The organism is Paraburkholderia terricola (genome assembly GCF_003330825.1).
Classification (GTDB): domain Bacteria; phylum Pseudomonadota; class Gammaproteobacteria; order Burkholderiales; family Burkholderiaceae; genus Paraburkholderia; species Paraburkholderia terricola.
The window spans coordinates 1375227-1390133 of record NZ_CP024941.1; the positions used below are offsets into that span (position 1 = coordinate 1375227).

9 protein-coding genes are annotated in these 14907 nt (G+C 62.1%); 5 read left to right on the forward strand and 4 right to left on the reverse strand.

Translation table 11 applies throughout. The annotated features are described in order from the left end of the window. Nucleotides 1-359 precede the first annotated feature (359 nt). Together fixJ and fixL are read right to left on the reverse strand one after the other, a co-directional pair. Nucleotides 360-1004, reverse strand: a complete 645-nt coding sequence (gene fixJ / locus CUJ90_RS06130; RefSeq protein WP_073427541.1) for an oxygen response regulator transcription factor FixJ — start codon at nucleotides 1002-1004, stop codon at nucleotides 360-362. Then, a complete protein-coding gene (gene fixL / locus CUJ90_RS06135) occupies nucleotides 1001-3517 on the reverse strand; it encodes an oxygen sensor histidine kinase FixL (RefSeq protein WP_073427542.1) in 2517 nt (838 codons plus the stop codon). The genes fixJ and fixL overlap by 4 nt, the downstream gene beginning before the upstream one ends. Before the next feature lie 275 nt (nucleotides 3518-3792). Here fixL and aceE point away from each other — a divergent pair, with 275 nt between their 5' ends. The 3 genes from aceE (at nucleotide 3793) to lpdA (ending at nucleotide 10306) form a co-directional block, all read left to right on the forward strand. Next, nucleotides 3793-6489, forward strand: a complete 2697-nt coding sequence (aceE, locus tag CUJ90_RS06140; protein ID WP_114162202.1) for a pyruvate dehydrogenase (acetyl-transferring), homodimeric type — start codon at nucleotides 3793-3795, stop codon at nucleotides 6487-6489. An 84-nt stretch (nucleotides 6490-6573) separates the two neighbouring features. Then, complete coding sequence (gene aceF / locus CUJ90_RS06145; protein ID WP_114162203.1) at nucleotides 6574-8229, forward strand: dihydrolipoyllysine-residue acetyltransferase; 1656 nt, start codon at nucleotides 6574-6576, stop codon at nucleotides 8227-8229. Between the two features lie 298 nt (nucleotides 8230-8527). Next, nucleotides 8528-10306, forward strand: coding sequence for a dihydrolipoyl dehydrogenase (gene lpdA, locus CUJ90_RS06150; protein ID WP_114162204.1), 1779 nt, complete (start codon nucleotides 8528-8530; stop codon nucleotides 10304-10306). Between the two features lie 322 nt (nucleotides 10307-10628). Here the strand turns inward: lpdA and CUJ90_RS06160 are convergent, their stop codons facing one another. Next, nucleotides 10629-11204, reverse strand: coding sequence for a phasin family protein (locus CUJ90_RS06160; protein WP_083083351.1), 576 nt, complete (start codon nucleotides 11202-11204; stop codon nucleotides 10629-10631). A 711-nt stretch (nucleotides 11205-11915) separates the two neighbouring features. On the opposite strand from CUJ90_RS06160, the gene pbpG reads away from it, so the two are divergent. Then, nucleotides 11916-13094: a D-alanyl-D-alanine endopeptidase gene (gene pbpG / locus CUJ90_RS06165; RefSeq protein WP_114162206.1), complete on the forward strand. Its 1179-nt coding sequence runs from the start codon at nucleotides 11916-11918 to the stop codon at nucleotides 13092-13094. Nucleotides 13095-13196: 102 nt separating this feature from the next. Here pbpG and CUJ90_RS06170 read toward each other — a convergent pair whose 3' ends face one another. Further along, on the reverse strand, nucleotides 13197-14000 hold the full coding sequence (locus tag CUJ90_RS06170) for an IclR family transcriptional regulator (protein WP_073427548.1): 804 nt from the start codon (nucleotides 13998-14000) through the stop codon (nucleotides 13197-13199). A 180-nt stretch (nucleotides 14001-14180) separates the two neighbouring features. Here CUJ90_RS06170 and CUJ90_RS06175 point away from each other — a divergent pair, with 180 nt between their 5' ends. Beyond that, the gene (locus CUJ90_RS06175) at nucleotides 14181-14903 is read left to right on the forward strand and encodes a (Fe-S)-binding protein (protein WP_114162207.1); all 723 of its coding nucleotides are present in this window, start codon (nucleotides 14181-14183) and stop codon (nucleotides 14901-14903) included. Nucleotides 14904-14907: the final 4 nt, after the last annotated feature.

Below are 14907 nucleotides of genomic sequence, written 5' to 3' on the forward strand. Positions count from 1 at the left end.
ATGACGAGCCACAGGGCGATTCCGGCTCGCGCGAGAGCGCCGCCCTTCCCGTGGCACGGCCGTTGCGTGCGAGGACGAGCGCTGCGCCGATATCCGCGTTGAGCGGCGGCACGGACGCGCGCCGCACTGCTCGCCCGTGCGGCGGGATGGAGCGCGATGGGAGCGATCGGCGAGTGTGCGCAAACGGGCCAACGAGCAACACACGGCCAAGGCGTACCCGGAATCAACGAGCCGCTCGGGCAAAGGCAGAGGGAAAACAGAAGGAAACAGAAGGGAAACGGGGGCGAAGCGGGCCGGACTCGTCGACAGTCCGGCCGTTGAAACTCGAAAACGCCTGGCGGGGAGGCCGCCTGTCGCGCTTATTGTGCTTGCTGCGGCTTGTTCGACAACGCCAGTCGCAGCAGATCCGCGACGGTGTTGACGTTGAGTTTTTCCATGATGTTCGCGCGGTGCGCCTCGACCGTCTTGATGCTGATGCCGAGGTCGTCGGCGATCTGCTTGTTCAGGCGGCCGGCGATGATGCGCTCCAGCACCTGATGCTCGCGCGCGGTCAGCTTGCCCAGCCGTTCGGCGGCGGCGCGCTGTTGCTGCACGCTGGTGCTTTCGCTGCGCGCCTTGTCGAGCATGCGCTCGACCAGCTTGCGCAACTCGGCTTCGTCGAACGGTTTTTCGATGAAGTCCATCGCGCCTTTCTTCATCGTCGAGACCGCCATCGGCACGTCGCCATGGCCCGTCACGAAGATGATCGGCAGCGAGGCGTTGTCGGCGATCAGGCGTTCCTGCAACTCGAGTCCGCTCATGCCGGACATCCGCACGTCGAGAATCAGGCACGCGATCTGGCCGGGGTGCTGATGCGGCTGCCAGGCGTCGATGAACTGCTCGGCGCTGGAGAAGCATTGCACGCGGTAGCCGTTCGCCTCCAGCAGCCAGCGCAGCGAATCTCGCACGGCCTCGTCGTCGTCGACGACAAAGACTGTTTCCTGTGTGGTGACTGGGCTGTTCATAGCTCTCCCGTAACGGTTTGTGGTGTCGGCGCCTGTGACCCGCCGTTGCTCGGGCCGTCAGGCTCTCCAATGGGCAGACTGCAATGGAACGTGGCGCCCGTGATGTGGCCGTCGGACTCGACGTTGTTCACCACCCACAGACGGCCGCGATGCGATTCAATAATCGAACGGCAAATGTTCAACCCCATGCCCATACCGTCGGACTTGGTGCTGTAAAACGGTTCAAACAGACGCTCGGCCGTTGCTTCGTCGACACCCGGCCCCTGGTCGACCACGCTGATTCTGACAAAGCCGCCTTCCAGCCGCACGACCACGCGAATCACCGGATCGACGGCGTCGGGGCGTGCCTCGTGCATGGCTTCGGCGCCGTTCTTCAGCAGGTTGACCAGCACCTGCTCGATCAGCACTGGATCGACGTAGATCACCGGCAGGCGCGAACGCAAATCCGTGACGATGCGAATGCGGCGCTTCCTCGCCTCGAGTTCGGCCAGACCCACGGCATCCGCGACGATATCGGCCACGCGCGTGGCCTGCCGCTTCGGCTCGCTGCGTTTGACGAACTCGCGAATGCGCTTGATGATCATGCCCGCCCGCACCGCCTGCTGCGCGGTTTTTTCAAGCACGGGCAAGAGATTATCAGGCGTCGTTCGACCGGATTTAACCAGTGCAACGGTTCCCGAGCAATAGTTATTGATCGCGGCGAGCGGCTGGTTCAGTTCGTGCGCGAGCGAGGAGGCCATTTCGCCCATCGTCATCAGACGACTGGTGAACTGCAGCTTCTCGTCCTGCTGGCGCGACAGTTCCTGAGCCTGCTTGCGCGTGGTGATGTCGGTCGCGATCTGCATCTGCGCGAGATGGCCGTCCACCCACTGAATGTACTGGCGGCGCACCTCGAACCATTTCTGGATGCTTTGCACGTAGATTTCCTGCGCGTCGGCGGTGCTTTCGGTCAGCGCCGCGGCGGGCAGACCGGCATAGGTGTCCACCATGTCGATCGAATCGGACGACGCCTGCGAGCTATCGAAGCCGCCGCCCGCCAATTCCAGATGACCGTCCGGGCGAATGCCGAAGAGATGCCGGTAGTAGCGGTTGGCGAACAGCAGTTCGGCCTCGTCGGCGGCCAGCACGGACACCGCGGCGTCGAGGCTTTCCAGGACCGTGGTGAAGCGCTCGTGCGCGGCGGCGAGTTCCTCGCGCGCGCGCTTCGGTTCGGTGATGTCGGTCATCGACGACATCCAGCCGGTTTGACGGCCCGAACTGTCGATCAGCGGCGACACGTACAGGCGCGCATGGAACAGCGAACCGTCCTTGCGGCGCACCCGCAGTTCGAAACCCGAGGAGGGCGCCTTGCCGCGCAGCGTCATGTCGAGCTGGCGCTGCATTTCCGGATACGCGTCGCGCGGCCAGTAGGCGAACGGCGCGGTCTTGCCGACCAGATCGCTTTCGTCCCAGCCGGTCATGCGGCAAAACGCCGGATTGACGTGAGTAATGCGGCCATGCATGTCGAGCACGCGCATGCCGATCAGCACCGAGTTTTCCATCGCACGGCGAAAGAAGGCTTCGGCGTACAGCGCCTGCTGCGCTTCGAAACGTTGCCGCGTGTGTTTCCACAGGCTCCACAAACTCCACAGCACGAAGCACGACAGGCCCGCCACCAGCCAGACCAGCGTGTTGTTGGTGAAGTTGGTCATCTGCGGGAACGCGTACACGCGCACCGAGACGCCCTGGCCCGGCGGATCGAGCGGCAGATCGTAGAACATGTCGCGCGGCAGGCGCGGGCGGGTCGACGTGGTGGTCAACTCGCGGTTGTTCACGTCGATGATCGAGATCTTGTACTTGGCGGACAGCTCAGGCGGAATGTCGTGCTTCAGGATGCCTTCCACCGAAAACACGGCGGCGACGGTGCCGAGAAACTCGCGGTCGCGGAACACCGGCGTTTGCAGCGTGATGTAGCCGTTGCCCAGGTCGTCGTAGATCAACGGCGAGTACACCTGGCGGCGCGTGCTGCGCGCCTCGGCAAACGCGGCTTTCACGGCCTCGTCCATCTGCGAGTCGTTCGGCTTGGCGAGGCGCTGGCCGAACACCGGCAGCGCGGTATTGGGCCAGCGCGGCTGCTGCTGGCTCGTGTACCAGTTCATGTAGAGGATCTCGGGATGCCCCTGCATGATGTCCGTGGTGGACACCTGGAACGAATGCGGGTCGCCGTGGCCGGCGACGAGGTCGCGCGCGAGCGCCTGGATCTGTTCCTGCGCGCCGGTCATGGAAAGGCGGATCTGCTGCTGCGCCCATGCGACGTTACGGTAAAGCGTGTCTTCCTGCTGCTGTTGCTCGCGCCGGTTCAAACTCCACAGAATCAGGCTCATGACGACCAGAAAAACGAGGATCGACAGAAGCGGCGTGAGCAAATAGGAATTCGACCACCATGGTCCATGGTGCCAGCGGGAGGACGGCGTCGAATCCGCCGAATGACCGGCGGTGCGCGCCGAGCGTGCGAAAAGCCGTTCGGTCAACATGCGTGGCATTGTAGCGCAGCGCGTCGCTCGTAAATGGCGCAAAAAAGCGCGGAAACTCACGTTAATCGGAGCAAACTAGCCGGCGTATCCGTCGATCGGCAGTCAAATCAGGTTGCGCCGCAGCAATTTTCCGCATTGTGAGAATCGATCTCGCAATTCGAAAATTTTGTTGCGCGGACGTCGGGACCCTTATTACAATCGGCCGAAGCTGCCGCGGCCGTGCTTCGTCCGCGTCGTCTGTCCAAAGAGCGTTCCTCTATATCCAGGAGACGAGCATGTCCGCTGTACCCGACGAAGTCATGAAATATGTCGCCGCCGAAAAAGACGACGATCCCCAGGAAACCGGCGAATGGCTTGAAGCGCTGGATGGCGTGATTTCTGCTGTGGGCCCCGATCGCGCTCACTACCTGATCGAAAAGCAAATCGAATTCGCCCGTGTGCACGGCGAACATCTGCCGTTCTCGGCGAACACTCCCTACATCAATACGATTCCTGTCTCGCGTCAGGCGCCGATTCCGGGCGACCAGGATCTCGAACACCGCATTCGCTCGTACACGCGCTGGAACGCCATCGCCATGGTATTGCGCGCGGGCAAGGACACGAACGTCGGCGGCCACATCGCATCGTTCGCGTCGGCGGCCACGCTGTATGACGTCGGCTACAACCACTTCTGGCATGCGCCGTCGGCCGAGCATGGCGGCGACCTCGTGTTCGTGCAGGGCCATTCGTCGCCGGGCGTGTACTCGCGCGCGTTCCTGCTCGGCCGTCTGACCGAAAACCAGCTCGACAACTTCCGCCAGGAAGTGGGCGGCGAGGGCATCTCGTCGTATCCGCACCCGTGGCTGATGCCCGACTTCTGGCAATTCCCGACCGTCTCGATGGGTCTCGGCCCGATCATGGCGATCTATCAGGCGCGCTTCATGAAGTACATGCAGGCGCGCGGCATCGCGAAAACCGAGGGCCGCAAGGTCTGGGCTTTCCTCGGCGACGGCGAGACGGATGAACCGGAATCGCTCGGTGCGATCGGCATGGCCGGCCGCGAACGGCTCGACAACCTCGTGTTCGTGATCAACTGCAACCTGCAGCGCCTCGACGGTCCGGTGCGCGGTAACGGCAAGATCATCCAGGAACTCGAGAGCGAATTCCGCGGCGCGGGCTGGAACGTCATCAAGGTGATCTGGGGCAGCCGCTGGGACGCGCTGTTCCAACGCGACAAGTCGGGCGCGCTGATGCGCCGCATGATGGAAGTCGTCGACGGCGAATATCAGACGTACAAGTCGGAGTCGGGCGCGTTCGTTCGCGAGCACTTCTTCAACACGCCGGAATTGAAGGCGCTGGTCGCCGACTGGTCCGACGAGGACATCTGGAATCTGAACCGCGGCGGCCACGATCCGCACAAGATCTACGCGGCGTTCTCGGAAGCCACGAACGCCAAGGGCCAGCCGACCGTGATCCTCGCCAAGACGATCAAGGGCTACGGCATGGGCGAAGCCGGTCAGGCGATGAACATCACCCACCAGCAGAAGAAGATGCAGGTGGATCAGTTGAAGAAATTCCGCGACCAGTTCCGTCTGCCGATCTCCGACGAAGACCTCGTCAACGTGCCGTACCTGAAGTTCGAGGAAGGCTCGAAGGAACTCGAGTACATGCGCGCCCGCCGTCAGGATCTCGGCGGTTATCTGCCGGCGCGTCGCCAGAAGGCCGAATCGCTGCCGGTGCCGGAACTGTCGGTATTCGAGCCGCTGTTGAAGGGCACGGGCGAAGGCCGCGAGATTTCCACGACGATGGCGTTCGTGCGGATTCTCAATATCCTGTTGAAGGACAAGGCGCTCGGCAAGCGCATCGTGCCGATCGTGCCGGACGAGTCGCGTACCTTCGGCATGGAAGGTCTGTTCCGCCAGATCGGCATCTGGAATCAGGACGGCCAGAAGTACGTGCCGGAAGATTCCGACCAGCTTATGTTTTACCGTGAGTCGGAAACCGGTCAGATCCTGCAGGAAGGCATCAACGAAGCCGGCGGCATGTCCGACTGGATCGCGGCCGCGACGTCGTACTCGACGCACGGCGAGATCATGATCCCGTTCTACATCTTCTACTCGATGTTCGGTTTCCAGCGCATCGGCGACCTCGCATGGGCCGCGGGCGACATGCGCTCGCGCGGCTTCCTGCTGGGCGGCACGGCTGGCCGCACGACGTTGAACGGCGAGGGTCTGCAACACGAAGACGGCCATTCGCTGCTGTGGGCCGCCTCGGTGCCGAACTGCATCAGCTATGACCCGACGTTCGGTTACGAACTCGCCGTCATCATGCAGGACGGTCTGCGCCGCATGGTCGCGGATCAGGAAGACGTGTACTACTACGTCACGGTGATGAACGAGAACTACGAGCACCCGGCGATGCCGCAGGGCGAATCGGTAGCGGCCGACATCATCAAGGGCATGTACTCCTTCCGCAAGGCGGAGGCCGACAAGAAGGCGCCGCGCGTGCAGTTGATGGGCGCGGGCACAATCTTCAACGAAGTGATCGCCGCCGCCGACCTGCTGAAGAACGACTGGGGCGTTGCCGCCGATCTGTGGAGCGTGCCGAGCTTCACCGAACTCGCGCGCGAAGGCCATGAAGTGCAGCGTTGGAACCTGCTGCATCCCACCGAAGAGAAGAAGCTCTCGCACGTCGAGAAGCTCCTGAAGGACACGCAAGGTCCGGTCATCGCCTCCACCGACTACGTGCGGGCGCTCACCGAGCAGATTCGCGCGTTCGTGCCGCAGAAATTCGTCGTGCTGGGCACGGATGGCTATGGCCGTTCGGACACGCGTGAAAAGCTGCGCCACTTCTTCGAAGTCGACCGCTACTGGGTCACGGTTGCCGCGTTGAATGCACTGGCAGACGAAGGCACGATCGAACGCAAGGTCGTCGCCGAGGCGCTCAAGAAATACAACCTTGATCCCGCCAAACCCAACCCGATGACCGTCTAAGGCATCATTCCCCGTGTGCCACGGCGTGCGCGCCTGCCCTGATCGACAGGGCGGGGCGCGTGCGCGGCCCAGGAGACACTAACAATGAGTCAAGCGATCGAAGTCAAGGTGCCGGATATCGGCGATTACAAGGACATCCCTGTGATCGAGGTGCTGGTGAAGGCGGGTGATACCGTCGAGAAAGAGCAATCGCTCGTTACGCTGGAGTCCGACAAGGCGACGATGGACGTGCCGAGTTCGGCTGCGGGCGTCGTGAAGGAAGTGAAGGTCAAGGTTGGCGACAACGTGTCGGAAGGTTCGTTGATCGTCGTGCTGAATGGCGCGGGTGCCGGTGCTTCGGCTGCCGCGCCTGCTGCCGCACCGGCGCCCGCGCCGGCCGCCGCGCCTGCGCCGGCTCCCGCCGCGGCTCCGGCGCCTGCCCCGGCGGGCGGCGGTCTGCAAGAAGTGAAAGTGCCGGATATCGGCGACTACAAAGACATTCCCGTGATCGAAGTCGCGGTGAAGGTCGGCGATCGCGTCGAGAAAGAGCAGTCGCTCGTGACGCTCGAATCCGACAAGGCGACCATGGACGTGCCGAGTTCGGCCGCCGGCGTCGTCAAGGAAGTGAAGGTCAAGGTCGGCGATACGGTGTCGGAAGGCTCGGTGATCGTCGTGGTGGAAGCGGAAGGCGGCGCGGCTGCGCCGGCGCCCGCCGCCAAACCGGCAGCCGTCGAGAAGCCGTCGGATGCGCCGGTCGCGCCGTCGCCGGCTCCCGCTTCGCCGTCGGCGCTCGCTCAGGCCCCGCTGATTCCGGCCGGCGAAGGCGGTGCGCGTCATCCGAGCCATGCCTCGCCGTCCGTGCGCAAGTTCGCGCGCGAACTCGGCGTCGATGTGACGCAAGTGCAGGGCACGGGTCCGAAGGGCCGCATCACGCAAGCCGACGTCACCTCGTTCATCAAGGGGGTGATGACCGGCCAGCGCGCGGCGCCGGCGGGTGCGGCAGCGCCTGCGGCGGCAGGCGGCGGCGAATTGAATCTGCTGCCGTGGCCGAAGGTCGACTTCACGAAGTTCGGCCCGATCGATCCGAAGCCGCTGTCGCGCATCAAGAAGATTTCGGGCGCGAATCTGCATCGCAACTGGGTCATGATTCCGCACGTCACGAACAACGACGAGGCGGACATCACCGAACTCGAAGCGTTGCGCGTGCAGTTGAACAAGGAAAACGAAAAGGCCGGCGTGAAGATCACGATGCTGGCGTTCGTGATCAAGGCCGTGGTTTCCGCGCTGAAGAAATTCCCGACGTTCAACGCGAGCCTCGACGGCGATAACCTCGTGTTCAAGCAGTACTACCACGTGGGTTTTGCCGCGGATACGCCGAACGGTCTGGTCGTTCCGGTGATTCGCGATGCGGACAAGAAGGGTCTCGTCGAGATCGCGAAGGAGATGACCGATCTGTCGAAGGCAGCGCGCGAAGGCAAGCTCAAGCCGGATCAGATGCAAGGCGGCTGCTTCTCGATTTCGTCCCTTGGGGGGATCGGCGGTACGAACTTTACGCCGATCATCAATGCGCCTGAAGTCGCCATTCTCGGTTTGTCGCGTGGCGCGATGAAGCCGGTTTGGGACGGCAAAGCGTTTGTGCCGCGGCTCATTTTGCCGATGTCTTTGTCGTATGACCATCGGGTTATCGATGGGGCGGAGGCGGCGCGGTTCAATGCTTATCTTGGGTCGATTCTTGCCGATTTTCGGCGTGTGATTCTTTGATCTTGTGATGGTTGTCTGCGGTGCGGATGGCTTTGTTTAGGTGGTTATCCGCGTCTCTCTGTTGAACCTGTTTTTCTTGTGGTCTATCAGCGTCGCCCCTGTGCGGGGCGGCACTTACTTTTCTTTGTACCCCAAGGGCACTTCCTTCGGGGCGTCTTCCAAAGAAAAGTAGGCAAAAGAAAGGCGCGTCCTTGGGCGGAAGGCAAAGGCTGATTCTGCTCAGGGCGCTGCTAGCTTTCGGGCTGCAGACAGGCGGTTTAGCGAGCTTCATCACCGATCAATAAAAGAAGGGGACACTATGAGTCTCGTCGAAGTAAAAGTGCCGGATATCGGTGACTTCAAGGACGTCGATGTCATTGAAGTCAATATCAAAGCGGGCGATGTCATCGAGAACGAACAGGCGCTGATGACGCTCGAGTCCGATAAGGCCTCGATCGAAGTGCCGAGCGATACCGCCGGCACCGTCAAGGAAGTGCGCGTCAAAGCCGGCGACAAAGTCTCGCAAGGCTCGATCATCGCGCTCGTCGAAACGTCCGCGGACGCGGCTCCGGCCAAGGATGCACCGAAGGCGCCGGCCAACGAACCCGCCAAAGCGCCGGCTCCGGCCGCCACGGCGCCCAAGGCCGCCGCGCCCGCTCCGCAGGCCGGCAGCTTCTCCGGCAACGCCGACATCGAGTGCGACATGCTCGTGCTCGGCTCGGGCCCCGGCGGCTATTCGGCTGCATTCCGCTCGGCCGATCTCGGCATGAAGACGGTGCTCGTCGAGCGTTATTCGACACTGGGCGGCGTTTGTCTGAACGTCGGCTGCATTCCGTCGAAGGCGCTGCTGCATACCGCGCTCGTCATCGACGAAGCCGAAGCGCTCGGCGCACACGGCATCACGTTCGGCAAGCCGCAAATCGATCTCGACAAACTGCGCGACTTCAAGGCGGGCGTCGTCAAGAAGCTCACCGGCGGTCTCGCCGGCATGGCGAAAATGCGCAAGGTCGACGTCGTGACGGGTACCGGCGCGTTCGTCGATCCGCATCACATGGAAGTGCAGACCGAAGGCGGCAAGAAGGTCGTCAAGTTCAAGCAGGCGATCATCGCCGCAGGCTCCGAAGCGGTGAAGCTGCCGTTCATTCCGGAAGACCCGCGAGTGGTCGATTCGACCGGCGCGCTGGAATTGCGTCAGATTCCGCAGCGCATGCTGGTGATCGGCGGCGGCATCATCGGCCTCGAAATGGCGACGGTGTATGCGACGCTCGGCGCGCAGATCGACGTTGTCGAAATGCTCGACGGTCTGATGGCCGGTGCCGACCGTGATCTGGTCAAGGTCTGGGAGAAGTACAACAGCAAGCGTTTCGCCAACGTCATGCTGAAGACCAAAACCACCGCGGCCGAAGCGAAAGACGACGGCATCTACGTCTCGTTCGAGGGCGAAAAGGCCCCGGCCGAAGCGCAACGCTACGATCTCGTGCTGGTCGCCGTCGGCCGTACGCCGAACGGCAAGAGGATCGGTGCCGACAAGGCCGGCGTTGCCGTGACGGACCGTGGCTTCATCGAGGTCGACAAGCAGATGCGCACCAACGTGCCGCACATCTTTGCGATCGGCGATATCGTCGGTCAGCCGATGCTCGCGCACAAGGCCGTGCATGAAGCGCACGTCGCCGCTGAAGTCGCGCACGGCGAGAAGGCCTACTTCGACGCGTTGCAGATTCCGTCGGTGGCGTACACCGATCCGGAAGTGGCCTGGGCCGGCAAGACGGAAGACCAGTTGAAGGCCGAAGGCGTCAAGTACGGCAAGGCGGTGTTCCCGTGGGCCGCTTCAGGCCGCGCGATCGCCAACGGCCGCGACGAAGGCTTCACGAAACTGCTGTTTGACGAGGAAACGCATCGCGTGATCGGTGGCGGGATCGTCGGTCTGAACGCGGGCGACCTGATCAGCGAAGTGTGTCTCGCGGTTGAAATGGGCGCGGATGCAACGGATATCGGCAAGACGATTCATCCGCATCCGACGCTCGGCGAATCGATCGGGATGGCCGCCGAATTGTACGAAGGCGTCTGCACCGATTTGCCGCCGCAGAAAAAGAAGTAATGCTGTCGAGCCCGCGCGTTTTCAGCCGGGCTCTATAAAAAAACGGCGCGCCCCGCGAAGGGCGCGCCGTTTTTTTTCGCGGCGGGCTGGAGGTAGCGTTCGCCGTGCAAGACGGTGGAAACGAACAAACGGCCGCGCGTGTCAGGCATCAACTCAGGCAAAAAAATCCCGGCCTTTCGCCGGGCAAACGATACGTTATTCAACGTATCGGAGCGTTCGGCCAATCGAAGCGGGCGAGCGGCAACCGCTCGACGCTGTTGCCTGGAGTAGCGCCGGCCCAACGGGTGAGCTGGACCGGCGTGATGGCGATGCCTGATGAAACTTAAACTGCCTTCTTGGCCGACGAGCGCGATGCTTGCGCAGCGGCTTGCGAAGCTGCCTTCGATGCGGCCGTGGCGGCAGCATTGAAGTTGCTTTCGGCGATTTCGACGGCTTGCTTGGTCGCCTTGTGGACCGTTTCGTACGTGGTGTTGGCGGCAGTGATAGCCGACTTCATCACGGCGACAGCGGTTTCCGAACCAGCCGGCGCATTCTTCGCGACGTTTTCGACGAGCGACTGCACCTTGCGGTTTTGCTCTTCGAATTGCGCTTCAGCGACGCGGGCGAATTCACCTTGGGTTGCCGACACGATTTCATACACGTGGCGGCCATACGACAGCGCCTTTTCAGCCACCGGCTGTGCAAGGCTTGCTTGCAGGGCCAGCAATTCCTGCGCGTCTTTCACCGACAGCGCGCGTTGAGCATTTTCCTGGCTTTCCGCGAGCGTCGATTTCACGACTTGCAGGTTCAGCTCAACCAGCTTTTCGACGCCTTCGAATGCCTTGGTCGTAAGGCCGAACAGCGTTTCAAAGTTGGCTTTCTGGGCGGCGGCGAATTGCTCAGGGGTCAGCAGAGTCATGGTTTACGCTCCTGGATTGCGGTCTGTCTGTGCGGACCGCATTGGGTTGGTGGCGAGACGTTAGATCGTCTGCCTGGACCGCGATGTTTTGTGCATCGCAGCAATGGTTGCTATTTTAGGATGCCTGTCACGAATGTCAAGCACTTTTTGTGCGTCGCACAATCTTAAGAAGTTGCTGATAAAACAAGAACTTATGCGCGAAGCATGACCGGCGTATGACCAGGTCGATTTGACATTTGCACCCCACTGGTGCCAGGCGAAATCGGTAATGATTGCCGCGTCACGGGGCTTTTCGTGGTTTCGTCCATCCGACGTAAACCAGAAGGTCTCATGGAACGTTAATGCTTGGTGCTAGTCGAATGCGCGTTGGCGTCTCCAGCAAGCGTTTAACAGCTTGCGGCAAGATCCGGCGTTGTTCCCTTGCGTTCGCAGAAGCGTTGTGCATCGGCGCTGTGACCGTACTTCCCCTATTAAGGTTGTTTCCGCGTTTGCCGTTATGCTGTAAGAAGCATCCCTTTCCGCGGATGGCGGCAACGGCGAAGCAACGCGCCGGCGATCGTTTTTTTCGATCGAGGCGTGGCACTTATTTGTGTTTTGGCGATCGGATCTTACAAGCCGGTTTAAGGACCGCGTATAAGTGCTTCAAATTGCTAATTTTTCGTTGTTTTACTACACTTGCGGAAACCTCTCGCCGCTCCCTACCGAACACCCATGAAAACCGACATGTTTTCGTCGCTAAAAGTGATCCGCGGCGCGGCCCGCAGCACCGCTCTGTCGGTGGCCGTCTCCATGGTCATCACAGCGGCGTTCGCCGCGCCTGTGAGCGCTTTTGCCGCCACGCCTGCTGCAACCGCAAAAACATCCAAACAAGCCAAAACGGCCAAAAAGCCGGCAGCCGCCAAGGTGTCGAGCAAGTCGTCGAAGGCCGGCAAAGGCGCGACCGTCAAGGCCGTTGCCGCCGACGACGACACGCCGCGCGCAAGCGTCAAGCGTAAGCGCGTAACGTACACGTCGAATGGTCGCCACCATTCGGCGGTGCGCCGCGTCGCCTATGAGCCGCGTCAGCCGACGGTCGGCCAGGCTTTTGGTCTGCACGAAACGCCGGACGCGTTGATGCTGCGCTCGAGCGTCGCCTACGTGATCGATCAGAACACCGGCGAACCGCTCTTCGACAAGAACTCGCGCGCCGTGGTGCCGATTGCGTCGATCACCAAGCTGATGACCGCGATGGTGGTCCTGGATTCGAAAGAGTCCATGAGCGACCAGCTGGAAGTCACCGACGAAGACCGCGACTACGAGAAAAACACCGGCTCGCGCCTGTCGGTGGGTTCGGTGCTCTCGCGTGAAGACATGCTGCATATCGCGCTGATGGCGTCGGAAAACCGCGCGGCCGCAGCGCTGTCGCGTTATTTCCCCGGCGGCCGCCCGGCGTTTCTTGCGGCAATGAACGCGAAGGCGAGGCAACTCGGCATGACCGACACGCACTTCGAGAACGCCACGGGTTTGACAAGCCAGAATGTGTCGAGCGCGCGCGACCTGGTGAAGATGGTCAACGCGGCGTATCAGTATCCGCTGATCCGCAAGTTCTCGACCGATCACAGCTACGAGGTCTACACCGGCAAGCGTTCGCTCGCGTACAACAGCACGAATGCGCTGGTGCGCAATCCGACGTGGGACATTGGTCTGCAAAAGACCGGTTTCATCAATGAGGCGGGTGAGTGCCTCGTCATGCAGGCGACCATTCATGGCCGTCCGATGGTCCTCGTGCTGCTCGACTCGTCGGGCAAATACTCGCGCTTCGCGGACGCCACGCGTCTGCGCACATGGCTGGATAACGGCGGCGACCAGCCGCGCATCACGAGCGCGGACGCCGGCGGCGCCGGCACCTGAAATGCTTCCTTCGGCGGCCGGTTTGCACACTGGCGCCTCCAACGAAAAAGCCTCGCACTTGCGAGGCTTTTTTGTGCGGCAGCGATTCAAGCTGCCGACGGCTTACGCGTGGCTATGCGTATGATCTTGCGAGGCTTGCGGCCGGTAGCCGAGCGACTCCGAAATCATCAGCGCCGTTTGACTGAGCTGGCCGAGCCACGAGTCCTGCAAACGGTCGGCCGGTGCCGACAGCGACAGACCCGCGACCAGCTTGCCGGTGTCGTCGTAAATGCCGGCGGCGATGCAGCGCACGCCCAATTCCAGTTCCTCGTTATCGCGCGCGCAGGCCTGCTGACGCACGTGCGAAAGCTCGCGCTCCAGCTTGGTCAGGTCGGTGATGCTGTTTTGCGTGTGACCCGACAAACCCGTGCGGGTGGCGTAGGCGCGAACGCGGGTGGATTCGTCGGCGGCGAGAAACAGCTTGCCCACCGACGTGAGATGCAAAGGCGCCCGCCCGCCGATGGCCCGCACCACCTGCATGCCGGAGCGTTCCGAATAGGCGCGTTCGATATAGACGATCTCGTCACCCTGGCGTACCGACAGATTCACTGTCTGGCCCGTCTGACGATGCAGTTCGCGCATCGGCGTGAGCGCCGCGTCGCGCACCGACAGGCGTGCCTTCACCAGATTGCCCAGTTCGAGCAGGCGCATGCCGAGACGGTAGGTGCCGGGATCCGACCGGTCGACCAGCCGGCACATCACCATGTCGTTCAGGATGCGGTGCGCGGTGGACGGATGCAGCTCCGTGCGGATGGCGAGTTCTTTCAGGCTGACCGGGTCGCTATGCGCAGCGAGTGCGTCGAGCAAGCGCATCATGCGTTCGATCACCTGGATCGAAGTTTTGGGATCCGGGTTCGTATCGCTCATGGGAGGAATCGGTTGACGCGTCAAACAGCGGAAAACTGATTGTATCTCGTATCGTGAAAAAAGCGAACGCGGTTCGAAGCGCTATTCCAAATTAACGTGGCACGCGTCCTATGCCTTCCGGCCGTTGGTATTGTGCGCCAAACGGCGGATAATCAGGGACGTTTTCCCGAAGGAGGGCTCATGCGAGTCGGATTGTTCGTCACCTGCCTGATCGACCTGATGCGTCCGGAGATCGGTTTTTCGGTCATCAAGCTGATCGAGGGCGCCGGTTTCGAGGTGGTGGTGCCTCCCGCGCAAACCTGCTGCGGGCAGCCCGCATACAACTCCGGCGAACGGCGCATCGCGCGCGACCTCGCGGAGAAAGCGCTGCGTGAGTTCGAACAGTTCGACTACGTCGTGGTGCCGTCCGGCTCGTGCGGCGGCATGATCCGCGCGCACTACGGCGATCTCTTTGCCGACGATCCCGAATTGATGAACCGCTTCGGCCGCTTGCGGCCGAGAGTGTTCGAGCTGACCGATTTCCTCGTCAACGTGGCCAGGGTGCAATTGCAGCCCGGCGAATTCGCGGGGCAGGTGACTTATCACGATTCCTGTTCGGGATTGCGTGAGCTCGGCGTCAAGACGCAGCCGCGCGCGCTGCTCGCGCAAGTGGGCGTGGCGGTGACCGAAATGAAGGGCTGCGAGCACTGCTGCGGTTTCGGCGGCACCTTCGCGGTCAAGTACGGCGATATTTCCACGGCGATCGTCGACGAAAAATGCGCGAACATCAGCGCGAGCGGCGCGGGCGCGGTGGTGCTGGGCGACCTCGGCTGCATGCTCAATATCGAAGGGCGGTTGCGGCGCACCGGCGACACCACGACGCGGGTGTTGCACATCGCGCAGGTGCTCGCCGGCGACGCGTGAAGGC

Excerpts from the sequence above, each read along its gene's own strand:
- fixJ (WP_073427541.1), bottom strand. The coding sequence starts at position 1,004 with ATGAACAGCCCAGTCACCACACAGGAAACAGTCTTTGTCGTCGACGAC.
- fixL (WP_073427542.1), bottom strand. The coding sequence starts at position 3,517 with ATGTTGACCGAACGGCTTTTCGCACGCTCGGCGCGCACCGCCGGTCAT.
- aceE (WP_114162202.1), top strand. The coding sequence starts at position 3,793 with ATGTCCGCTGTACCCGACGAAGTCATGAAATATGTCGCCGCCGAAAAA.
- aceF (WP_114162203.1), top strand. The coding sequence starts at position 6,574 with ATGAGTCAAGCGATCGAAGTCAAGGTGCCGGATATCGGCGATTACAAG.
- lpdA (WP_114162204.1), top strand. The coding sequence starts at position 8,528 with ATGAGTCTCGTCGAAGTAAAAGTGCCGGATATCGGTGACTTCAAGGAC.
- CUJ90_RS06160 (WP_083083351.1), bottom strand. The coding sequence starts at position 11,204 with ATGACTCTGCTGACCCCTGAGCAATTCGCCGCCGCCCAGAAAGCCAAC.
- pbpG (WP_114162206.1), top strand. The coding sequence starts at position 11,916 with ATGAAAACCGACATGTTTTCGTCGCTAAAAGTGATCCGCGGCGCGGCC.
- CUJ90_RS06170 (WP_073427548.1), bottom strand. The coding sequence starts at position 14,000 with ATGAGCGATACGAACCCGGATCCCAAAACTTCGATCCAGGTGATCGAA.
- CUJ90_RS06175 (WP_114162207.1), top strand. The coding sequence starts at position 14,181 with ATGCGAGTCGGATTGTTCGTCACCTGCCTGATCGACCTGATGCGTCCG.